At 64.7% G+C, this 20,429-nt stretch carries 20 protein-coding genes and 1 tRNA gene; 5 read left to right on the top strand and 16 right to left on the bottom strand.

Annotated elements, in window-relative coordinates:
* Positions 1-41: 41 nt before the first annotated feature.
* From U4Y91_RS10655 to U4Y91_RS10600, 12 genes are all read right to left on the bottom strand, one after another.
* Positions 42-428, bottom strand: a complete 387-nt coding sequence (locus U4Y91_RS10655; protein WP_006486093.1) for an integration host factor subunit alpha — start codon at positions 426-428, stop codon at positions 42-44.
* 71 nt (positions 429-499) lie between these two features.
* Positions 500-2,929: a phenylalanine--tRNA ligase subunit beta gene (pheT, locus tag U4Y91_RS10650; RefSeq protein ID WP_321805030.1), complete on the bottom strand. Its 2,430-nt coding sequence runs from the start codon at positions 2,927-2,929 to the stop codon at positions 500-502.
* A gap of 96 nt (positions 2,930-3,025) precedes the next feature.
* A complete protein-coding gene (pheS, locus tag U4Y91_RS10645; RefSeq protein ID WP_175777938.1) occupies positions 3,026-4,039 on the bottom strand; it encodes a phenylalanine--tRNA ligase subunit alpha in 1,014 nt (337 codons plus the stop codon).
* A gap of 149 nt (positions 4,040-4,188) precedes the next feature.
* On the bottom strand, positions 4,189-4,548 hold the full coding sequence (gene rplT / locus U4Y91_RS10640; RefSeq protein ID WP_004192938.1) for a 50S ribosomal protein L20: 360 nt from the start codon (positions 4,546-4,548) through the stop codon (positions 4,189-4,191).
* A 30-nt stretch (positions 4,549-4,578) separates the two neighbouring features.
* Positions 4,579-4,776: a 50S ribosomal protein L35 gene (gene rpmI, locus U4Y91_RS10635; RefSeq protein WP_004191477.1), complete on the bottom strand. Its 198-nt coding sequence runs from the start codon at positions 4,774-4,776 to the stop codon at positions 4,579-4,581.
* 190 nt (positions 4,777-4,966) lie between these two features.
* Entirely contained in the window at positions 4,967-5,491 is a 525-nt protein-coding gene (gene infC, locus U4Y91_RS10630) for a translation initiation factor IF-3 (protein WP_080599380.1), read from the bottom strand.
* A 49-nt stretch (positions 5,492-5,540) separates the two neighbouring features.
* A complete protein-coding gene (thrS, locus tag U4Y91_RS10625; protein WP_321805029.1) occupies positions 5,541-7,448 on the bottom strand; it encodes a threonine--tRNA ligase in 1,908 nt (635 codons plus the stop codon).
* A 272-nt stretch (positions 7,449-7,720) separates the two neighbouring features.
* Positions 7,721-7,797, bottom strand: a tRNA-Val gene (locus U4Y91_RS10620).
* A 96-nt stretch (positions 7,798-7,893) separates the two neighbouring features.
* Positions 7,894-10,128 (bottom strand): bifunctional (p)ppGpp synthetase/guanosine-3',5'-bis(diphosphate) 3'-pyrophosphohydrolase, encoded by a 2,235-nt coding sequence (locus U4Y91_RS10615; RefSeq protein WP_321805028.1) that lies wholly within the window; start codon positions 10,126-10,128, stop codon positions 7,894-7,896.
* A 39-nt stretch (positions 10,129-10,167) separates the two neighbouring features.
* A complete protein-coding gene (locus U4Y91_RS10610) occupies positions 10,168-10,521 on the bottom strand; it encodes a RidA family protein (protein ID WP_014897238.1) in 354 nt (117 codons plus the stop codon).
* A gap of 81 nt (positions 10,522-10,602) precedes the next feature.
* Positions 10,603-11,499 (bottom strand): alpha/beta hydrolase, encoded by an 897-nt coding sequence (locus U4Y91_RS10605; RefSeq protein ID WP_321805027.1) that lies wholly within the window; start codon positions 11,497-11,499, stop codon positions 10,603-10,605.
* A gap of 132 nt (positions 11,500-11,631) precedes the next feature.
* Positions 11,632-12,537, bottom strand: a complete 906-nt coding sequence (locus U4Y91_RS10600) for a LysR family transcriptional regulator (RefSeq protein WP_321805026.1) — start codon at positions 12,535-12,537, stop codon at positions 11,632-11,634.
* A 138-nt stretch (positions 12,538-12,675) separates the two neighbouring features.
* On the opposite strand from U4Y91_RS10600, the gene U4Y91_RS10595 reads away from it, so the two are divergent.
* The 3 genes from U4Y91_RS10595 to U4Y91_RS10585 are packed head-to-tail and all read left to right on the top strand — an operon-like array spanning position 12,676 to position 15,018.
* The gene (locus U4Y91_RS10595; protein ID WP_321805025.1) at positions 12,676-13,233 is read left to right on the top strand and encodes an ester cyclase; all 558 of its coding nucleotides are present in this window, start codon (positions 12,676-12,678) and stop codon (positions 13,231-13,233) included.
* Between the two features lie 11 nt (positions 13,234-13,244).
* Positions 13,245-14,258: a polysaccharide deacetylase family protein gene (locus U4Y91_RS10590; protein WP_321805024.1), complete on the top strand. Its 1,014-nt coding sequence runs from the start codon at positions 13,245-13,247 to the stop codon at positions 14,256-14,258.
* A 46-nt stretch (positions 14,259-14,304) separates the two neighbouring features.
* The gene (locus U4Y91_RS10585; protein WP_321805023.1) at positions 14,305-15,018 is read left to right on the top strand and encodes an SDR family oxidoreductase; all 714 of its coding nucleotides are present in this window, start codon (positions 14,305-14,307) and stop codon (positions 15,016-15,018) included.
* Between the two features lie 87 nt (positions 15,019-15,105).
* Here U4Y91_RS10585 and U4Y91_RS10580 read toward each other — a convergent pair whose 3' ends face one another.
* Together U4Y91_RS10580 and U4Y91_RS10575 are read right to left on the bottom strand one after the other, a co-directional pair.
* Entirely contained in the window at positions 15,106-15,747 is a 642-nt protein-coding gene (locus U4Y91_RS10580) for a CoA transferase subunit B (protein ID WP_321805022.1), read from the bottom strand.
* A gap of 1 nt (position 15,748) precedes the next feature.
* A complete protein-coding gene (locus tag U4Y91_RS10575; protein ID WP_321805021.1) occupies positions 15,749-16,453 on the bottom strand; it encodes a CoA transferase subunit A in 705 nt (234 codons plus the stop codon).
* A gap of 223 nt (positions 16,454-16,676) precedes the next feature.
* Between U4Y91_RS10575 and U4Y91_RS10570 the strand changes: the two genes are divergently transcribed.
* The gene (locus U4Y91_RS10570; RefSeq protein WP_321805020.1) at positions 16,677-17,222 is read left to right on the top strand and encodes a LuxR C-terminal-related transcriptional regulator; all 546 of its coding nucleotides are present in this window, start codon (positions 16,677-16,679) and stop codon (positions 17,220-17,222) included.
* A gap of 99 nt (positions 17,223-17,321) precedes the next feature.
* Here U4Y91_RS10570 and U4Y91_RS10565 read toward each other — a convergent pair whose 3' ends face one another.
* Both U4Y91_RS10565 and U4Y91_RS10560 read right to left on the bottom strand, forming a co-directional pair.
* On the bottom strand, positions 17,322-17,753 hold the full coding sequence (locus U4Y91_RS10565; RefSeq protein ID WP_105785343.1) for an acyl-CoA thioesterase: 432 nt from the start codon (positions 17,751-17,753) through the stop codon (positions 17,322-17,324).
* Positions 17,754-17,785: 32 nt separating this feature from the next.
* Positions 17,786-18,562: an SDR family oxidoreductase gene (locus U4Y91_RS10560; RefSeq protein ID WP_044846058.1), complete on the bottom strand. Its 777-nt coding sequence runs from the start codon at positions 18,560-18,562 to the stop codon at positions 17,786-17,788.
* A 178-nt stretch (positions 18,563-18,740) separates the two neighbouring features.
* Between U4Y91_RS10560 and U4Y91_RS10555 the strand changes: the two genes are divergently transcribed.
* The gene (locus U4Y91_RS10555) at positions 18,741-20,414 is read left to right on the top strand and encodes an electron transfer flavoprotein-ubiquinone oxidoreductase (RefSeq protein ID WP_321805019.1); all 1,674 of its coding nucleotides are present in this window, start codon (positions 18,741-18,743) and stop codon (positions 20,412-20,414) included.
* The last annotated feature ends 15 nt before the right edge of the window (positions 20,415-20,429 follow it).

Raw genomic sequence — 20,429 nt, 5'->3', positions numbered from 1 at the left:
AGAATGCGCGGCGGCCGCGCGGAGACTTCGGCGCGCGGGCGTTACTCCGCGCCGTTTTCGACCAGCGCCTTCAGCTTCTGGCTCGCGTGGAAGGTTACCACCCGGCGGGCCGCGATCGGAATCGCCTCGCCCGTCTTCGGGTTGCGGCCCGGACGCTGCGGCTTGTCGCGCAGCTGGAAGTTGCCGAACCCCGACAGCTTGACGCTTTCGCCGTTTTCGAGCGCGTCGCGGATCACTTCGAAAAACGCCTCGACCATGTCCTTCGCTTCACGCTTGTTCAGCCCGACGCTGTCGAACAGCAGCTCCGCCAGTTCCGCTTTCGTCAGCGTCGGCGTCTCGGTGGACGCCGGCGCCGAAGCGTCGCGGTTCATGGCGCTGCGTTGCGCCGTCAGGAGGGCTTCGAATTCACTCGAGGTCATGTCGTTCATATCTGCATACAGCGCGTTAAACCAAAACTTACGATGGGGAAGCGCCACCCGCGAACGGGCGGCCCCTCTCCTTAGCCGCGCAGGCGCGCACCAGCACGAGCCATCCGCTCGACCAGCGTCTGGATCGCCTGATCGACGACCTCGTCCTGTAGCGTGCCAGCCGCGTCCTGCAGCGTCACGCGGAAGGCAAGGCTCTTCTCGTGCGCGGCAAGACCACCGGAAGTATTTGATTTTGCACGAAATTCGTCGAAGAGTACAACCTTCTGAACGAATCGGCAGGCGTCTTCGGCAAGCGCCTTCTTCATTTCGTCGAAAAGTGCCTGAACCTCGACCGCCTGATCGACGACAACGGCGATATCGCGCCGTACCGGCGGGAATTTCGACACGTCGGTCGGCGCCGGCAGTGCACGCGCGATCAGCGCATCCGCGTCGATTTCGAACATCACCGGCGCGTGCGGCAGCTCGTACTTCTGCATCAGGCGCGGATGCAACTCGCCGATCCAGCCGACCGCGCGGCCATCCACTTCGATGCGCGCACTGCGGCCCGGATGAAGGGCCGGATGCTCGGCCTTCACGAAACGCGCGGCGGCCGGCGCGAGCAGCGCCTCGAGATCGCCCTTCACGTCGAAGAAATCGACCGCGCGGGTCGCGACGCCCCACTGCTCGTCGACTGCCGGGCCGTACGCGAGCGCGCCGACACGCTTCGGCTGCGTGTAGCCTTCGACGGTCAGCTCGCCGGCCTTCACCGACGAATCGGCGAGGAACACGCGGCCCGTCTCGAACACGCGCACGCGATCCGCGCGACGGTTCAGGTTGTGGCGCAGCACCGAGATCAGGCTGCCGAACAGCGTCGTGCGCATCACCGACAGCTGGCTCGCGATCGGGTTCAGCAGGCGGATCGGATTGTCGTTGCCGGCGAAGTCATGCTCCCACTCCGCATCGACGAAGCTGAAGTTGACCGTTTCCGCATAGTCGCGCGCCGCGAGCGCGTGACGGATGTCGTGGATCGAGCGCCGCGTCTCGTTGGTCGCGCGCATCTCGCTCGTCGCGACCGGCGGACGCGCGGGAATCTTCTCGAAGCCGTAAATGCGCGCCACTTCCTCGATCAGGTCTTCCTCGATCTCGATGTCGAAGCGGTGCGACGGCGGCGTGACCAGGAATGCGTCGTCGTCACGCTCGAACGGCAGGCGCAGGCGCGTGAAGATGTTCGCGATCTCGTCGGCGTCGATCTTCACGCCGATGATGCGGTTCGCGCGCGATACGCGCATCTTCACCGGCGCGCGCTGCGGCAGGTTCACTGCCTGGTCGTCGACCGGGCCGGCCTTGCCGCCGCAGATCTCGAGAATCAGCTGCGTGATGCGCTCGACGTGTTCGACGGTCGTCGCGTAGTCGACGCCGCGCTCGAACCGATGGGCCGCATCGGTCGAGAAGTTGTACTTGCGCGCGCGGCCACGGATGCTGTCCGGCCACCAGAACGCGGCTTCCAGGTAGATGTTGGTCGTATCGAGCGTGACGGCCGTGCTGTCGCCGCCCATGATGCCCGCGAGGCTTTCGACCTGACGGTCGTCCGCAATCACGCCAACCGTTTCGTCGAGTTCGACCGTGTTGCCGTTCAGCAGCTTCAGCGACTCGCCGCGCTTGCCCCAGCGCACTTCGATGCCGCCGTGGATCTTGTCCAGATCGAACACGTGCGACGGACGGCCGAGCTCGAACATCACGTAGTTCGAGATGTCGACGAGCGCCGACACGCTGCGCTGGCCCGAACGCTCGAGGCGCTCGACCATCCATTGCGGCGTCTTCGCATGCGCGTTCACGCCGCGGATCACGCGACCCGAGAAGCGGCCGCACAGATCGGGCGCAGCGATGCGCACGGGCAGCGTTTCGTCGAGCTCGACGCGCACCGGACGGATGTCGACCGGCGTCAGCGGCGCGCCGGTGATCGCGGCCGTCTCGCGCGCGATGCCGAACACCGACAGGCAATCGGCCTTGTTCGGCGTCAGCTTGATTTCGAAGATCGTGTCGTCGAGATTGAGCGTATCGCGGATGTCCTGGCCGACCGGCGTGTCTTCCGGCAGGATAAGCAGGCCGCCGTGGTCCTCGGACAGCTTCAGCTCGCGCGCCGAGCACAGCATCCCCTGGCTCTCCACGCCACGCAGCTTCGACAGCTTGATCGCGAACGGCTTGCCGCCCTCTTCCGCCGGCGGCAGTTCCGCGCCGACCAGCGCGACCGGCACCTTGATGCCGGGCGCCACGTTCGGTGCGCCGCACACGATATTCAGCGTCGCGCCGGTGCCGGCGTCGACCTGGCAGACATTGAGCTTGTCCGCATCCGGATGCTTGACGACTTCGAGCACGCGGCCGACGACGATCTTCGATGTCGGCGGCGCAGCCTTGCTCAGCGATTCGACTTCGAGCCCCGCCATCGTCAGCGCGTGCGACAGTTCGTCGGTCGTCAGCTGCGGGTCGACAAAGGTTCTCAACCAGGATTCAGGGAATTGCATGGATGTCTACGTTCGAAACAGGTTAGATCGGCGCCCGGCCCCCGTCGGAAACGTCCGGCGGGGCATGCGCGGGCACATGTCGGCGCGGCGCGTGCGTTATGCGAACTGGCGCAGGAAACGCAGATCGTTCTCGAAGAACAGCCGGAGATCCTGCACGCCGTAGCGCAGCATCGTCAGGCGCTCGAGGCCGCTGCCGAACGCAAAGCCGATGTAGCGCTCGGGATCGAGGCCCATGTTGCGGATCACGGTCGGATGCACCTGCCCCGAGCCCGAGATCTCGAGCCATTTGCCTGCGTTCTTGCCGTGCTCGAACATCATGTCGATCTCGGCCGACGGTTCCGTGAACGGGAAATACGACGGACGGAAGCGCACGAGGATGTCGTCGCGCTCGAAGAATTTCTTCAGGAAGTCGGTATAGACGCCCTTGAGGTCGGCGAAGCTGATGTTTTCGTCGATCCACAGCCCCTCGACCTGATTGAACATCGGCGAGTGGGTCGCATCGCTGTCGACGCGATACGTGCGGCCCGGCGCGATCACCTTGATCGGCGGGCGGTTCATGCGCGCGTAACGCACCTGCATCGGGCTCGTGTGCGTGCGCAGCAGCAGCTGGCGGCCGTCGGCATCCTTGCCTTCGACGTAGAAGGTGTCCTGCATCGAACGCGCCGGATGGTTCTCCGGGCTGTTCAGCGACGTGAAGTTGTACCAGTCGGTCTCGATTTCGGGACCGTCGGCCACATCGAAACCGATCGAGCCGAAAATCTGTTCGACCCGCTCCCACGTGCGCATCACGGGGTGCAGGCTGCCTGCGCCGGCGCCGCGGCCCGGCAGCGTCACGTCGATCGCTTCGGCAGTGAGGCGCTGATTCAGCAGCGCGTCGGCCAGTGCCTGGCGACGGGCGGTCAGCGCGGCTTCAACCTGCTGCTTCACGACGTTGATGCGTGCGCCTTCGGTCTTGCGAGTTTCGGGATCGAGCTTGCCGAGGCCCTTCAGCAACTCGGTCAGCGCACCCGACTTGCCGAGAAAGCGTGCTTTCTCGTTTTCGAGCGTGGTGATGTCGGCAGCCTGTTCGAAGGACTGCTGCGCGTCGGCGACAATCTGGTCCAGATCCATAGATCCCATCATTTCCAACGTCATTCGGTCTTGGCGAGCGAAATCGCTCAGCCAAACAAAAAAGGGGCTCGGAAGAGCCCCGTTTTCGCTGCAGCGGCCGAGACTACCGGAACGTCGCTGCAACTAACCACGCAGTGCTAATTTCGCAATTAGGCTGCAACGGCGGCTTTCACCTGCTTGACGATCGCAGCAAAAGCAGCCTTGTCGAACACCGCCATGTCGGCCAGGACCTTACGGTCGAGTTCGATCGACGCCTTCTTCAGGCCGTTGATGAACACGCTGTAGGTCATGTCGTGCTGGCGAACTGCCGCGTTGATACGCGTGATCCACAGTGCGCGGAACACACGCTTCTTGTTGCGGCGATCGCGGTACGCGTACTGACCAGCGCGCATCACCGCCTGCTTGGCGATGCGGTAGACGTTATTGCGACGACCGCGATAACCCTTGGCCAGGTTGATGATCTTCTTGTGGCGGGCCCGTGCGGTTACCCCACGTTTGACTCGAGGCATGTTTCTCTCCTTGGAGTATCAGTTGAGGGGTTACGCGAACGGCAGCATTGCGCGGACGGAGTTCAGATCGGAATCATGAACTGCCGTTGCGCCGCGCAGGTGACGCTTGTTCTTCGTGGTTTTCTTGGTCAGGATGTGACGCTTGAAGGCTTGACCGCGCTTGACGGTACCGCCCGGACGCACCACGAAGCGCTTTGCAGCACTCTTCTTGGTCTTCATCTTAGGCATGACGAACAACTCCAGTTTATTTGATGGCGATGGGTGTGCGGTTGGCTTGCGCCCTTGACCCGCCCTTCGAAACCCAGTCCACTTGTGTACGGCGAACCGCTTGCGCAGCCGCCGTCGTTGTTGGCGCGCCGCCCTGACCGGGCCACGCACCGAACCACTTTCGAACCTGCGCGCGTGGCGCGCGGGCCCGTTACTTCTTTTTCTTCGGCGAGAGCACCATGATCATCTGGCGCCCTTCCATCTTCGGCATCTGCTCGACCTGGCCGACTTCCTCGAGATCCGTGCGCAGACGCTCAAGCATCCGCATACCGATTTCCTGGTGAGCCATTTCGCGGCCGCGGAAACGCAACGTGATCTTCGTCTTGTCGCCCTCTTCGAGGAAGCGCACGAGATTGCGGAGCTTGACGTTGTAGTCACCGTCATCGGTACCCGGGCGGAACTTGACTTCCTTGACCTGGATGACCTTCTGCTTCAGCTTCGCTTCGTGCTGCTTCTTCGATTCCTGGTACTTGAACTTGCCGTAATCCATCAGACGGCAAACCGGGGGAACCGCTTGCGGCGCGATTTCCACCAGGTCAACATCCAGTTCTTCCGATTTACGGAAAGCATCAGCGAGTTTTACGATACCGAGCGGTTCGTTCTCGAGCCCGACCAGACGCACTTCCGGCGCAGTGATTTCACCGTTGATGCGATGCGACGACTTATCAGTAGCGATGTTACGTTTCCTCTAAAAATTAAAAAAACGAGCCGCGCTGCCAGGGCGGTTACTTGAACGAGCGCAGGTCTTCCTGCAGACGCTCAACGAAGGCTTCGACCGGCATAACGCCAAGATCGACGCCGCCACGGGCACGCACGGCTACCGTTTGCGCATCACGCTCCTTATCGCCCACGACGAGGAGATAAGGCACCTTTTCCAGCGTGTGCTCGCGTATTTTATAGCTAATCTTCTCGTTGCGCAAATCGGCCGCCACTCTAACCCCTTGTTTTTGCAACGTTTGGGTCAGAGATTGTGCATATTCGGCCTGACTTTCGGCGATATTGAGCACAATTGCCTGGTACGGCGCGAGCCAGACCGGCATCGCACCGGCGTGGTGCTCGATCAAAATGCCGAGGAAACGCTCCATCGAACCGACGATCGCACGGTGCAGCATCACCGGCCGGCGGCGGCTGTTGTCTTCCGCGACGTACTCGGCGCCGAGGCGCTCCGGCAGCATCATGTCGAGCTGCAGCGTGCCGCACTGCCACGAACGGCCGAGCGCATCCTTGATGTGGTACTCGATCTTCGGGCCATAGAACGCACCCTCGCCCGGCAGTTCTTCCCACGACAGGCCGCAGGCCGTCAGCGCTTCGCGCAGCCCCTGCTCGGCACGGTCCCACGTTTCGTCGGAACCCATGCGCTGCTCGGGACGCAGCGACAACTTGATGTCGATGTGCTCGAAGCCGAAATCGCCGTACACGCTCATCGCGAGCTTGTTGAACGCGATCGACTCGGCAATGATCTGGTCTTCCGTACAGAAGATGTGCGCATCGTCCTGCACGAAGCCGCGCACGCGCATCAGGCCATGCAGCGCGCCCGATGCCTCGTTGCGATGGCACGAACCGAATTCCGCGTAGCGCAGCGGCAGGTCGCGATACGAGCGCAGGCCGTGCTTGAACACCTGGACGTGACCCGGACAGTTCATCGGCTTGATCGCGTAGTCGCGCTTCTCCGACTCCGTCGTGAACATGTTCTCGCGGTAGTTCTGCCAGTGGCCCGACGCCTCCCACAGCGAGCGGTCCATGATCATCGGCGTCTTGATCTCGAGGTAGCCGGCTTCGTTCACGCGGCGGCGCATGTACTGCTCGACCTGCTGCCACAGCGCCCAGCCCTTCGGATGCCAGAACACCATGCCCGGCGACTCTTCCTGCATGTGGAACAGGTCGAGCTGCTTGCCGAGCTTGCGGTGGTCGCGCTTTTCCGCTTCCTCGAGCATGTGCAGGTATTGATCCTGGTCTTCCTTCTTCGTCCAGGCCGTACCGTAGATGCGCTGCAGTTGCTCGTTCTTCGAGTCGCCGCGCCAGTACGCACCCGCGACCTTCATCAGCTTGAAGACCTTCAGCTTGCCGGTCGACGGCACGTGCGGGCCACGGCAGAGGTCGGTGAAGCCGCCGTGCGAGTACAGCTTGATTTCGTCGCTTTGCGGAATCGATTCGATGATCTCGGCCTTGTACTTCTCGCCGAGGCTGCGGAAATAGCCAGCCGCCTCGTCGCGCGACACGACGCGGCGCGTTACCGGCTCGTCCTTCTTCGCGAGTTCCTGCATGCGCTTTTCGATCTTTTCCAGATCTTCAGGCGTAAACGGGCGGTTGTACGAGAAGTCGTAGTAGAAGCCGTTGTCGATCACGGGACCGATCGTCACCTGCGCATCCGGATACAGATCCTTCACCGCATAGGCGAGCAAGTGCGCGGTCGAGTGACGGATGATGTCGAGACCGTCGGCATCCTTGTCCGTGACGATCGCGAGCGATGCGTCGCGATCGATGACCGTGGACGTATCGACCAGCTCGCCATCGAGCTTGCCACCAAGCGCAGCCTTCGCAAGGCCGGGACCGATCGAGGCCGCAACCTCGGCAACTGTCACCGGATGCTCGTATTGTCGAACTGAGCCGTCAGGCAAGCGTATCGAAACCATAGCAATCTCCGTGATGCCGACAGTGGGCGGCAAACCAAGCACGCGACATCAAAGTCACGCGCGAAAATTTCGCGACAAAAAAAATGCGGCCCCGCTTTCGAGGGGCCGCATTCGATACTTCACTCAAACTGAAAGGGCGAAAACGTTCCTCGACTAGCGTCGCTCCGAAAAGGTTTCGGTCAACGTTCGCGGTGTCATAACCGTATTCGCCTTGTTTGCGTTGAGTTATTTACTGCATCGAATACCCGAAAAACCGGGCATTCTCAATTCGTTGGTAGGCTCGATTGGACTCGAACCAACGACCCCCACCATGTCAAGGTGGTGCTCTAACCAGCTGAGCTACGAGCCTAGAGAAGCTAAGATTATATGGAGCTATCGCAGACTTGGCAAGCGTTTTTATGCGGTCGCAGCAAAATGATCGTGCTCCAACCCCATGACAGGGACGTCACGCCTTGCGCCCCGCCCGCACGACGCCCGGCACTTCGCCGAGCAGCGTGCACGCCCGCTGCACCTGCGCGGAATTCGACACCTCGACCGTGAACTGCATGAATGCCGCATTGCGGCGGCTCTGCGTCTTCACGCCCACCACGTTCATCTTCTCGCGCGCGAACACTTCGGAGATATCACGCAGCAGGCCTTGCCGGTCGCTCGCCTCGATCATCAGGTCGACCGGATAGACGGACACGCCACGGCCGCCCAGCACGTCGGCCGACCAGGTCGTCTGCAGTACGCGCTCCGGCGCCCGCTCGGCCATCCGCCGGAACGTCGGGCAGTCGCTGCGGTGAATCGACATCCCCTTGCCGCGCGTCACGAAACCACTGATCGGGTCGGGCGGCGCCGGACGGCAGCAGCGCGCAAGCTGGGTCAGCAACGCATCGACGCCGACCACCAGCACGCCGGTCGACGCGCCGTGCGCGACACTCGCCCCGCTGCTGCGCTTCTCGAAATCGGCGGGCGCCTCGGGCGCATGGTCGGGCGGCGGCGCATCGGACAGCGCGTGCTCGACGTTGCGCAGGCTGAATTCCTCCTTGCCGACGACCGAGAACAACTCATCGGGCGACTTGAAGCCGAGCTTCGCGGCCAGATTGTCGAGGTTGACCGACGTCTTGCCCTCGCGCTGCAGCGTCTTTTCAACGAGCGCGCGACCATGCGCGATGTTCTCTTCCTGCTCGATCGAGTTGAACCACGCACGCACCTTCTGTCGCGCACGCGGGCTCTTCAGGTAGCCGAGCTGCAGGTTCAGCCAGTCGCGTGACGGCCCGCCCTCCTTCACCGCGACGATCTCGACCGTCTGGCCGTTGGCGAGCGACGTGTTCAGCGGCACCATCACGCCGTCGACGCGCGCGCCGCGGCAGCGATGGCCAAGCTCGCTGTGCAGGTGGTACGCGAAATCGACCGGCGTCGCGCCCTGCGGCAGCGCGATCACGCGCGCCTGCGGCGTCAGCACGTAGATATGGTCGTCGTCGAGCGACGTCTCGCGCAGCTGCGCCCACGCCTTGTCGCCCGAGACTTCGGTGCCGTCCTCGACGTCGTCCTTCCATGCGAGCAGCTGGCGCAGCCACGCGATCTTCTCGTCGTACTTGTCGCTCGCCGAGAACTGGCCGCCATAGCCGCGCGCGCCCGCTTCCTTGTAGCGCCAGTGCGCGGCGACGCCGTACTCCGCGAAGCGGTGCATTTCCTGCGTGCGGATCTGCACTTCGAATGCGCGGCCGTCGTCGCCGATCACGACCGTATGCAGCGACTTGTAACCGTTCGGCTTGGGGCGCGAGATGTAATCGTCGAATTCCTTCGGCACCGGCTGCCACAGGTGATGCACGATGCCGAGCACCGCGTAGCAATCCTTGATGTCCGGCACGATCACGCGGAATGCGCGCACGTCGTACAGCTCGGAGAAGTCGAGCTCCTTGCCGCGCATCTTGCGCCAGATGCTGTAGATGTGCTTCGGCCGCCCGCTCACGTCGGCCGGGATGTGCGCTTCCGCCAGTTCCTGCTGCAGCCGCTCGATCGCCTGCGCGACGTACGCCTCGCGTTCGATGCGCTTTTCGTCGAGCAGCTTGGCAATGCGCTTGTAGGTGACCGGATCCTCGAAGCGGAACGCGAGGTCCTCGAGCTCCCACTTCAGTTGCCAGATACCGAGACGGTTCGCGAGCGGCGCATAGATCTCGAGCGTCTCGCGCGCGACGTCGGGCGGCGGGTCGATCTTCGCCGCCGCGTAGTAGCGCAGCGACTGCAGCCGCGACGCCAGCCGGATCAGCACCACGCGGATGTCCTGCGCGAACGCGAGCAGCATCTTGCGCAGCGCCTCGATCTGCGTGCGCCGCTCTTCCGCGGCGTCGCGCCCGGCGTCGGGCATCGCGTTCTGCGCGGCGCGCAGGCTGACGGTGCCGAGCCGCAGCAGCTTGCGCACGTCGGATACGAGCCGCGCAACCTCTTCGCCGAAGCGTTCGGTCAACTCCCGCTCGGGATCGTTCAGGTGCGGCGTCAGCACGAACAGCGCGGCCGCCTGCATCGCGTGCGGGTCGACGTTCAGCGTGCGCATGATCGACGCCGTGCCCGCCGAATGATCGGCGAGCAGCTCGCCCGTCGACAGGCGCGCGTCGCCGGCCCGCTCGCGCACGAACGCGAGCACGTCGTCGAACGACGGCGCCGCGACGGAAGAAGCGGAAACGGACTCGGTCATTGCACGGCCTGGCGTATTGCGGTCATCGTGATGCTTCGCTCAGCTCCGCTGCGCGGCGACGACGACGATCTCGACGAGCAGCGCCGGATCCGCGAGCTTCGCCTCGACGGTGGCGCGCGGCGGCGTATTGCCCTGCGCGACCCACGCGTCCCACTCCGCGTTCATGCCTTCGAAGTTCGCGAGATCCGAAATGTAGATCTGCACCGACAGCAGATGTGCCTTGTCGCTGTTCGCTTCGGCGAGCAGGCGGTCGATGTGGCCGAGCACTTCGCGCGTCTGGCCCTTGATGTCCTGGGTGGTGTCTTCGGCAATCTGGCCGGCCAGATACACGGTACCGTTGTGGATCGCGGTTTCGGAGAGACGGGCCCCGACGTGGTGACGAATGACTGCCATGGAATGTTCCGGTCGTGTGAGTGGGTGAAGAATCGGCGGCGACACGGCCCGCGTGCCGCCGAACCGCATATTATGACGCGTTTATGCGCCGCCTTCGACGAAAAACCGGCGAGCGAGCGCAATCTGGTCGGCGCTGATGAACGCCGGCGCATGGCCCGCGTCCTGGATCTCGGCTTGCGTCACGTGCCGGCCGCGCCGCACCATCTCGGCCGCCGTGTCGCGCGACAGCAGGTCGGAATGCTCGCCGCGCACGACCAGCAGCGACGCGTCGGTGGTCTCGATCGCGCGCCACAGCGCGGCCTCGCCGAGCGCGGCCAGTTCGGGCGTCGTCGCCTTGAACGGCTCCGCGATGCGCGGATCGTAGCGCATCGTCCAGGCGCCGTCGGGCAGCGTGCGCAGCAACGGCCCATTGATCTCGCGCCACTCGTCACCGCTCAACGCGCCGAACGGCAGCGACAGCGACGTCAGATAGTCGATGCCCTCCTGCTCCGTCGCGAAGCGCGGCTGCACGCCGAGGTATTCGCCGATGCGCGTCAGCGAATCGGGCTCGATGCGCGGGCCGACGTCGTTGACGATCATCCGGCGCAGCGGCGAACCGGGCAGCCCCGCGAGCGCCATGCCGATCAGCCCGCCCATCGACGTGCCGAACCAGTCGACCGACTCGACGTCGAGCCGCGCGATCAGCGTCACCATGTCGGCCACATATTGCGGAATCGCATAAAGCCGCGGATCGGCGAGCCAGTCGGAGCGCCCGCGCCCGACGACGTCGGGGCAGACGACGCGATACGCATCGGACAGCGCAGCGGCGAGCCGGTCGAAGTCGCGCCCCGAACGGGTCAGGCCGTGCACGCAGACCAGCACGCGCGGATTGGCGGGGTCGCCCCATTCGGTATAGGCGATGTGGTGAAGGCCTGCGGCGCTCGCACACTGCACGCGTCGCTGACGGGGAACCGGAGGATTCGCTGAGGTTGTTGGCATCGATGGCATCCTGTCGAACGTGGACGGTGTGGCCGGCAATGCTTGCGCCGCCCGATGCAAACGATTGTAAACCGCTTCTTAACGGCGGGGCGTCACGCGCCTGCGGTCATCCGGCGCATCGTTCGCAACGGCTCACGCGCCGCGGCGCCACGAGGCGCGCAACTGCTCGCGCAGGAAGTCGACGAATGCCCGCACGCGCAACGGCAGGTGACGCCCGCCAGGATAGACCGCATGAAGCGGTGCCGCGGGCGCGGCGAATGCCGGCAGCACGCGGACGAGCCGGCCCGCGTCGAGGTCGGCACCGACGTCCCAGATCGACTTCAGCGCGATGCCCGCGCCCTCCAGCGCCAACGTACGAGCCGCACCGCCGTCGTTCGTCAGCAGCGCGGCCGTCACCTCGACCGCAACCGCGCCCTGTACGCCGTCGAACCGCCACTCCGCACGCGGCTGGTCGCCCATCACGATGCATCGGTGCATGCGAAGCTCGGCCGGATGGGCCGGCAGCCCGTGCACGGCGAGATAGCTCGACGACGCGCAAAGCACGCGATGATTCGGCGCCAGCTCGCGCGCGATCATCGTCGAATCGGCGAGGCTGCCGATCCGCACGGCAACGTCGATGTCCTGCGCGAGCAGATCCACGATCGCGTCGGTCAGCATCAGGTGCACGGTCAACTCCGGATGTTGCCGTTGAAACGCGGCGATGAGCGGCGCGATCCGCAGCCGGCCGAGTTCGCCGGGCGCCGTCAGGCGCAGCACGCCGCTGACCGTGCCGCGACGATCGCTCATCAGCGTTTCGGCGCGATCGACCTCGGCCAGGATGCGCAGCACCTGCGCATGGAACTGCGCACCGTCGTCGGTCAGCGTCTGCTGTCGCGTCGTCCGGTGCAGCAGACGCACGCCGAGCTGCGACTCGAGATGCGCGAGCCGCTTGCTGACGACGGACAGCGACAAGTCCAGCTCGCGCGCCGCCGCGGACAGGCTGCCGGCCGACACGATTCTCGCGAAGGTATCGAGCGCCGGGAGATCGTCGATCAGCATCGCGGCACCCGCCTCGCGTCGACCTTTCCTTTTTTCGAATAATCCATTCGCTTTTAGACCGTATTTGGGTTCAGAACGGAAACCTACCATACCTGTTCCGCGTCGTCCCGCGACGCCATTCACAGGACATCCGAAACCATGTCGATCCACCTTCCTTCGATCGCGCGCCCGATCACCCGCGTCATCGCTGCAGCGGCCTGCGTCGCTGCGCTGTCGCCTGTCGCGGCCCGCGCCGCCGACCTTCTCGATCCACACAGTCTGACCGTCGCGACCGACGTGCCGGCTACGCAGGCGCGTGCGCAGATCCTCGCCGCGCGTCGCTACGGCACATTCTGGGATACCGGTGATGCGACCCTCGCCCGGACCGCGCTCGCGGTCGATTTCGTCGACCGGACATTGCCGGCCGGCCGTGAGCAAGGCGTGGCGGGGCCACTCGCGGCGTCCAGGACGATGCGCACGGCCATCCCGGACCTGCATTGCGACATCGAACAGATGATCGTGGCGGGCGACCGTGTCGTCGTGCACCTGCACTTTCGCGGCCATTTCACCGGCACGTTCAATGGAACGATCGGAAGCGGACAGGCGATCGACTTCATCGCGACCGACGTCTACCGCATCGACCACGGCCGGATAGCCGAAAACTGGCACATCGAGGACAACCTGACGCTGATGCGTCAGCTCGGGCTCGTCGGCTGACGGAGGGGACGATGACTGACAGCGACTACGATTCTTCGGCGATGCGTCCGGCGCGCCGCAAGTTTCTTGCGCAAGCAGGCGCCGGGGCGGCCGCCGGCATCGCGATGGCCGCGGGTGCCTCCCGGTCGGCAACTGCCGCGCCGATCTCGGGTGCTGCAGGGACCAACGCCAGCGGGTTCTGGCCGGACAACACGCGGCTCGTCATCTCGATCTCGATGCAGTTCGAGGCCGGCGGACAACCGCCGAGGGGCGCGGACAGCCCGTTCCCGTCCGTCGAATTTCCACCGTCGGTCCCGGTCGACCTCGCCTCGGCCACGTGGTTCGCATATGGCTACCGTGAAGGGATCCCGCGTCTTCTCGACCTGTGGGACCGGCATGGCGTGAAGGTCACGTCGCACATGATCGGGGAAGCCGCGCGCCGGCATCCCGAACTGGCACGCGAGATCGTGTCGCGCGGCCACGAAGCGGCCGCGCACGGCCCGACCTGGCGGTCGCAATTCGCGATGAGCCGCGACGACGAGCGCCGCTTCCTCACCGAAGCCCGCGACATGGTCGAAGCGGCGACGGGACGGCGCCCGATCGGCTACAACTGCAACTGGCTGCGGCGCGGACCGCACACGCTGCCGCTGCTGCAGGAACTCGGCTACGTGTATCACATCGACGACGTCAGCCGCGACGAGCCCTTCATCGAAACCGTCGACGGCCGCGATTTCGTGGTCGTTCCATACACGTTGCGCAACAACGACATCCTGCTGATCGAAGGCCGCAACTACTCGCCGACGATGTTTCTCGAGCAGATCAAGCTCGATTTCGACCAGTTGTACGCGGAAGCCGGCCAGCGGCGGCGATTGATGTCGATCAGCGCGCACGACCGGATCAGCGGCACGCCGCAGATGGTCCGCGCCTGGGACGCATTCCTGCACTACGCTCGATCGCATCCGGGCGTTGCCTTCATGCGCAAGGACGACATCGCCCGCTTTGCCCTGCGCAGCCCGTCGACGTTGCGCGAAACCGAAACGATCTGACCGGATTGCGCTCACCTCCTCACCTCCCCACCTCGGAAGGACCACCATGAACGACTCACTCCACGGAAAGAAGGTACTCGTCGTCGGCGGCAGTTCCGGCATCGGTGCCGCCGCCGCGACCGCATTCGCACAACTCGGCGCTGTCGTGACGATCGCATCGCGCAACCCGGCCGGGGTCAATGCAGATGCCGCGCCGGGCGCGCAAGTACGCACCGAAGCGCTCGACATCACGGATACGGCAGCCGTCGATGCGTTCTGTGCGCGCGCCGGCCAGTTCGACCACGTCGTGATTTCGGCCGCGAAGACCGCCACGGGCGCGGTCCGCGCACTGCCGCTTGCCGACGCGCAGGCCGCGATGGACAGCAAGTTCTGGGGCGCATACCGCGTCGCACGCTCGATCGATATCGCACCCGGCGGTTCGCTGACGTTCGTGTCGGGTTACCTCAGCGTGCGACCGAACGCATCGTCGGTACTGCAGGGGGCCATCAACGCAGCACTCGAGGCGCTCGCCCGCGGCCTTGCGCTCGAGCTGTCGCCCGTGCGGGTGAATACCGTATCACCGGGCCTGATCGCGACGCCGCTGTGGGACAAGCTCGCCCCCGATGCGCGCGACGCGATGTACGCGGGCGCCGCGCAGCGCCTCCCGGCACGCCGCGTGGGCCAGCCGGAGGACGTCGCGAACGCGATCGTGTATCTGGCGACAACACCTTATGCAACCGGCTCGACGGTGCTGATCGACGGCGGCGGCGCGATCGCGTGATTCGCGTGACGTATGCGGTCATGACAAAACGCCCCGCGTTCCACCGGGGAACGCGGGGCGTCGAGCGTCGAGACGAAAGGCCGGCGCTTACGCGACCGCGCTCACGTCGAGCGGTGCGCCCGTCTTCGCCTGGATCTCTTCCACGCTCACGCCGTCGGCGAGCTCGAGCACCTTCAGGCCGGCCGGCGTCACTTCGATCACGCCGAGATCGGTGATGATCAGGTCGACCACACCGACACCCGTCAGCGGCAGGTTGCATTCGTCGAGGATCTTGTGCTGGTCGCCCTTCGCGACGTGCTCCATCAGCACGACGACGCGCTTCACGCCCGCGACGAGGTCCATCGCACCGCCCATCCCCTTGATCATCTTGCCCGGGATCATCCAGTTCGCGAGGTCGCCCTTCTTGCTGACCTGCATCGCGCCGAGGATCGCGAGGTTGATGTGGCCACCGCGAATCATCGCGAACGAATCGGCCGACGAGAAGATCGACGAGCCCGGCAGCGTCGTGACGGTCTGCTTGCCGGCGTTGATCAGGTCGGCGTCGACCTCGTCCTCGGTCGGCGACGGGCCGATGCCGAGCAGCCCGTTCTCCGACTGCAGCCACACTTCGACGCCTTCCGGCACGTGGTTCGCGACGAGCGTCGGCAGGCCGATGCCGAGGTTCACATAGAAGCCGTCCTGCAGTTCCTTCGCCGCGCGCGCGGCCATCTGGTCACGATTCCAGGCCATGTCAGTCTCCTTTCGCGCGTACGACGCGTTGTTCGATGCGTTTTTCGGGCGTCGCGTTCAGCACGATGCGCTGCACGAAGATCCCCGGCGTGTGGACATGATCCGGATCGAGTTCGCCGTTCTCGACGATCTCCTCGACTTCCGCCACGGTGATCTTGCCCGCCATCGCGCACATCGGGTTGAAGTTGCGCGCGGTGCGGCGATAGATCAGGTTGCCGGACTTGTCAGCCTTCCATGCCTTCACCAGCGCGACGTCGGCCGTCAGCGACGGCTCGAGCACGTAGTGGCGATCGCCGAACTGGCGCGTTTCCTTGCCTTCCGCGATCACGGTGCCGTAGCCGGTGTTCGTGAAAAAGGCGGGGATGCCGGCGCCGCCCGCGCGCAGCTTCTCGGCAAGCGTGCCCTGCGGCGTGAATTCGAGCTCGAGTTCGCCGGCCAGGTACTGGCGCTCGAACTCCTTGTTCTCGCCGACGTACGACGAGATCATCTTCCTGATCTGGCGCGTTTCCAGCAGCAGGCCGAGACCGAAGCCGTCGACGCCTGCGTTGTTGCTGATGCAGGTGATGCCCTTGACGGCGGAATCGCGCAGCGCCGCGATCAGCGCCTCGGGAATCCCGCACAGGCCGAAGCCGCCCACCGCGAAGGTCTGTCCGTCGCGGACGATCCCTTCCAGCGCGGCGGCCGCGCTTGGATAGACTTTGTTCATCTGTATGTCCCTTCCTCTATGGAAACCAGCAAAACCGGTTCACGCGCCCACTGGGCCGCAAGCCCGCCGCATCATTCTATGCATGCACGGCGATACCTGCGTCGAGGCGCGCTGTTTTTATATCGCGGCAAACCACCGCGAGATGCCTGAAAGGGTACGATGTGACGCCGATACGGCACAATACGCAAAAATACATAAGCATTTGCCTCCGCTTGCCCGCGCCATGCCCGCTCTCGATTACCAGACTGCCTTTCACCTCGCGCCGCTCGGCCTCGTGATGTCGCGCGACCGCGTGATCGAGGACTGCAACGACGCGCTCGCGTCGATCTTCCGCTGCGCGCGGGCCGATCTGATCGGCAAGTCGTACGAGGTGCTCTATCCGTCGACGGACGAATTCCAGCGCATCGGCGAGCGCATCTCGCGCGTGATGATCGCGAACGGCATCTACGCCGATGACAGAATCATGAAGCGGGCCGACGGCGAGCTGTTCTGGTGCCACGTGACGGGCCGCGCGCTCGACCGTACCGCGCCGCTCGCGGCCGGCGTCTGGACCTTCGAGGACCTGAGCGCGACGCGCCGGGTCGCCGTCGAGCTGACGCCGCGCGAACGCGAGATCGCCGCGCAGCTCGCGACCGGCAAGACCAGCAAGCAGATCGGGCGCGTGCTCGACATCAGTTCGCGCACGGTCGACATCTATCGGGCGCGGCTGATGCGCAAGTACGGCACGAACAATACGCCGGAGCTGCTGCAGCGCCTGCTCGGCCAGTAAAACGCGCCCCGGAATGGCAATCGGCCGCGCGAAGCGGCCGATTCGGGAGATCATCGGGAAATGGCGACGCACCGGGCGCCGGCTTCGGCGCTGCCGCGCTCAGCCGACCTTCGCCGCGAGCGCGCGCTCGATCGTATCGCGCAGCAGTTGCGGCAGCGGCACCGACTTGCCGAGCGCGTAGTCGACCCACACACAGCGCGCGTTGCCGCGCGCATAGACGTGCTGCGGATCGTCCGCGCGCGTCAGCTCGAAACCGGTGTCGAAGCTGCTGCGGCCCGGCTTCGCGGCCGACATTCTCGCGATCACGTCGCCCGGATAGTGCAGTTGCTTCAGGAACTCCATCGACGCCGTGACGATCACGGGCCCGTGCCCCTCGCCGTTGCCGCCCGCGATGCCGAGTTCCTCGAACCACGAGATCCGCGCCTGTTCCATGTAGCGGAAATAAACCGTGTTGTTCACGTGGCCGAACGCATCCATGTCGCCCCAGCGGATCGGCATCGACATTTCAAATACGGGGGAATATTCGCTCATTGCAGTCTTCTTTGTTGCTGAATGTCATCCACTCAGGCGAGGCCGAAGCCATCGTCGGCGGAGATAATCGAGCCATTGATGAACTGCGACTCGTCGGCCGCGAGCAGCAACAACAGCCCGTCGAGATCCTGCGGCTTGCCGACGCGCCGGCGCGGCAGCATCGACTGCAGCTTCTGGCCCTGCTCGGTTTCCCACAGGTAATGATTGATTTCGGTATCGATATAGCCCGGACAGATCGCGTTGACGTTGATCCCGTGGCGGCCCCATTCGAGCGCCATCGCGCGCGTCATCTGCACGACCGCCGACTTGCTCATCGCATACAGCCCGATCTGCGGAAACACGCGCAGGCCGGCCACCGACGCGATGTTGATGATCCGGTAAGGCGGTTTGCCGTTGCCGTTCGCGCGCATGATCATCCGCTTCGCGACTTCCTGCGCGACGAAAAACGCGCCGCGCGTATTGGTGTCGAACACGAACTCGAAATCGGACGGCGTGACGTCGACGAGCTTCTGCATCGTCGAGACGCCCGAATTGTTCACGAGGATGTCGATCGTGCCGGCTTCCGTCTCCGCGTGCGCGATGGCCGCCTTGATGCTCTGCACGTCGGTGACGTCGAGCGACACGACGTGCGCGGCACCGCCCGCCGCCTCGATCTCCGCGCGCAGCTCCTTCAGGCGCTCGACACGGCGGCTCGCGAGCACGACCTTCGCGCCGGCCTGCGACAGCACCTGCGCAAAGCGTTGCCCGAGGCCGCTCGATGCGCCCGTGACCAACGCGACCTTGCCTTCCAGATTGATCGATCGACCCATTGCACATCCCCTTTCGATGTCGTTTCGCCGCTGCGGGCGCCCTGTCCCACGCAGCATAACCCTAGCACATAAAATAGAACGATCGTGCTAATCTATCCGCATGCTGTTGCGGCAAGCGTTTCGTTTCGCAGACAATACGCTCCCGAATAAAAGCATTCTAACGGTTAGAGGAACGCCAATGACCCCCGCAAGCCTCATCGAGCAATACGGCCCGCGCGAATCGATGGAATACGACGTCGTGATCGTCGGCGGCGGCCCGGCCGGGCTGTCGGCCGCGATCCGGCTCAAGCAGTTGGCCGCCGAGAAAGGCACCGAGATCGGCGTGTGCGTGCTCGAGAAGGGTTCCGAGATCGGCGCGCACATCCTGTCGGGCGCGGTGATGGACCCGCGCGCGATCACTGAGCTGTTTCCGGACTGGAAGGAACAAGGCGCGCCTTTGAACGTCGAGGTGACGGAAGACCGCTTCCTGTTTCTGTCGGAAAAGAGCGCGGTCACGACGCCGAACTGGGCGTTGCCCGCCAACTTCCAGAACCACGGCAACTACGTGATCTCGCTGGGCAACGTCACGCGCTGGCTTGGGGCACAGGCCGAGGCGCTCGGCGTCGAGATCTTCCCGGGCTTCCCGGCCGCAGAGATTCTCTACAATGACGACGGCTCGGTGAAGGGCGTTGCCACCGGCAACATGGGCGTGGGCAAGGACGGCGAGCCGACCGAGAACTTCCAGCTCGGCATGGAGTTGCACGCGAAGTACACGCTGTTCGCCGAAGGCTGCCGCGGTCATCTTGGCCGTCAACTGATCTCGAAGTTCAGGCTCGACGCGAACGCCGATCCGCAGGCGTACGGGATCGGCATCAAGGAACTGTGGGAAATCGATCCGGCCAAGCACAAGCCGGGCCTCGTGATCCACACGGCCGGCTGGCCGCTGAAGTCCGATACGTACGGCGGCTCGTTCCTGTATCACATGGACAACAACCAGGTCGTGGTCGGCTTCGTGGTGGGCCTCGGCTACACGAACCCGTACCTGTCGCCGTTCGAGGAGTTCCAGCGCTACAAGACGCATCCGTCGATCCGCGCGTTCCTCGAAGGCGGCAAGCGCGTGTCGTACGGCGCGCGGGCGATCACGGCCGGCGGCCTGCTGTCGCTGCCGAAGACGGTGTTCCCGGGCGGCGCGCTGATCGGCGACGACGCGGGTTTCCTGAACGCATCACGGATCAAGGGCAGCCACGCGGCGATCAAGACCGGCATGCTGGCCGCCGACGCCGCGTTCGACGCGCTGCAGGCCGGCCGCCACAGCGACGAGCTCAACGCCTATCCGGACGCTTTCAAGCAATCGTGGCTGTACACGGAGCTGTACCGCGCGCGCAACTTCAAGCAGTGGATGGCGAAGGGCTTGTACCTCGGCACGCTGATGGTCGGGCTCGAGCAGAAGGTGATGGGCGGCAACGTGCCGTGGACGCTGCATCACAAGCATGCGGACCACGAGATGCTGAAGCCGGCATCGCAATGCACGCCGATCGAGTATCCGAAGCCGGACGGCAAGCTGACGTTCGACCGGCTGTCGTCGGTGTTCATCTCGAACACGAACCACGAGGAGAACCAGCCGGCGCACCTGACGCTGAAAGATGCGAGCGTGCCGGTGAACGTGAACCTGCGGACCTACGCGGGACCGGAGGCGCGCTTTTGTCCGGCGGCGGTGTACGAATTCGTGAAGAACGACGACGGCAGCGATCGCCTCGTGATCAATGCGCAGAACTGCGTGCACTGCAAGACCTGCGACATCAAGGACCCGACGCAGAACATCGTGTGGGTCACGCCGGAAGGCGGCGGCGGGCCGAATTACCCGAACATGTAACCTGCCGAAGAACGC

Source organism: Burkholderia sp. BCC1993, from assembly GCF_905339865.1.
GTDB lineage: Bacteria > Pseudomonadota > Gammaproteobacteria > Burkholderiales > Burkholderiaceae > Burkholderia.
Note: the sequence above shows the minus strand (reverse complement) of the source record. Positions and strands in the feature narration are given on the sequence as shown.

Bases quoted from the DNA above. Each gene is read 5' to 3' on its own strand.
- U4Y91_RS10655 (WP_006486093.1), bottom strand. From the start codon at position 428: ATGAACGACATGACCTCGAGTGAATTCGAAGCCCTCCTGACGGCGCAA.
- pheT (WP_321805030.1), bottom strand. From the start codon at position 2,929: ATGCAATTCCCTGAATCCTGGTTGAGAACCTTTGTCGACCCGCAGCTG.
- pheS (WP_175777938.1), bottom strand. From the start codon at position 4,039: ATGGATCTGGACCAGATTGTCGCCGACGCGCAGCAGTCCTTCGAACAG.
- rplT (WP_004192938.1), bottom strand. From the start codon at position 4,548: ATGCCTCGAGTCAAACGTGGGGTAACCGCACGGGCCCGCCACAAGAAG.
- rpmI (WP_004191477.1), bottom strand. From the start codon at position 4,776: ATGCCTAAGATGAAGACCAAGAAGAGTGCTGCAAAGCGCTTCGTGGTG.
- thrS (WP_321805029.1), bottom strand. From the start codon at position 7,448: ATGGTTTCGATACGCTTGCCTGACGGCTCAGTTCGACAATACGAGCAT.
- U4Y91_RS10615 (WP_321805028.1), bottom strand. From the start codon at position 10,128: ATGACCGAGTCCGTTTCCGCTTCTTCCGTCGCGGCGCCGTCGTTCGAC.
- U4Y91_RS10610 (WP_014897238.1), bottom strand. From the start codon at position 10,521: ATGGCAGTCATTCGTCACCACGTCGGGGCCCGTCTCTCCGAAACCGCG.
- U4Y91_RS10605 (WP_321805027.1), bottom strand. From the start codon at position 11,499: ATGCCAACAACCTCAGCGAATCCTCCGGTTCCCCGTCAGCGACGCGTG.
- U4Y91_RS10600 (WP_321805026.1), bottom strand. From the start codon at position 12,537: ATGCTGATCGACGATCTCCCGGCGCTCGATACCTTCGCGAGAATCGTG.
- U4Y91_RS10595 (WP_321805025.1), top strand. From the start codon at position 12,676: ATGTCGATCCACCTTCCTTCGATCGCGCGCCCGATCACCCGCGTCATC.
- U4Y91_RS10590 (WP_321805024.1), top strand. From the start codon at position 13,245: ATGACTGACAGCGACTACGATTCTTCGGCGATGCGTCCGGCGCGCCGC.
- U4Y91_RS10585 (WP_321805023.1), top strand. From the start codon at position 14,305: ATGAACGACTCACTCCACGGAAAGAAGGTACTCGTCGTCGGCGGCAGT.
- U4Y91_RS10580 (WP_321805022.1), bottom strand. From the start codon at position 15,747: ATGGCCTGGAATCGTGACCAGATGGCCGCGCGCGCGGCGAAGGAACTG.
- U4Y91_RS10575 (WP_321805021.1), bottom strand. From the start codon at position 16,453: ATGAACAAAGTCTATCCAAGCGCGGCCGCCGCGCTGGAAGGGATCGTC.
- U4Y91_RS10570 (WP_321805020.1), top strand. From the start codon at position 16,677: ATGCCCGCTCTCGATTACCAGACTGCCTTTCACCTCGCGCCGCTCGGC.
- U4Y91_RS10565 (WP_105785343.1), bottom strand. From the start codon at position 17,753: ATGAGCGAATATTCCCCCGTATTTGAAATGTCGATGCCGATCCGCTGG.
- U4Y91_RS10560 (WP_044846058.1), bottom strand. From the start codon at position 18,562: ATGGGTCGATCGATCAATCTGGAAGGCAAGGTCGCGTTGGTCACGGGC.
- U4Y91_RS10555 (WP_321805019.1), top strand. From the start codon at position 18,741: ATGACCCCCGCAAGCCTCATCGAGCAATACGGCCCGCGCGAATCGATG.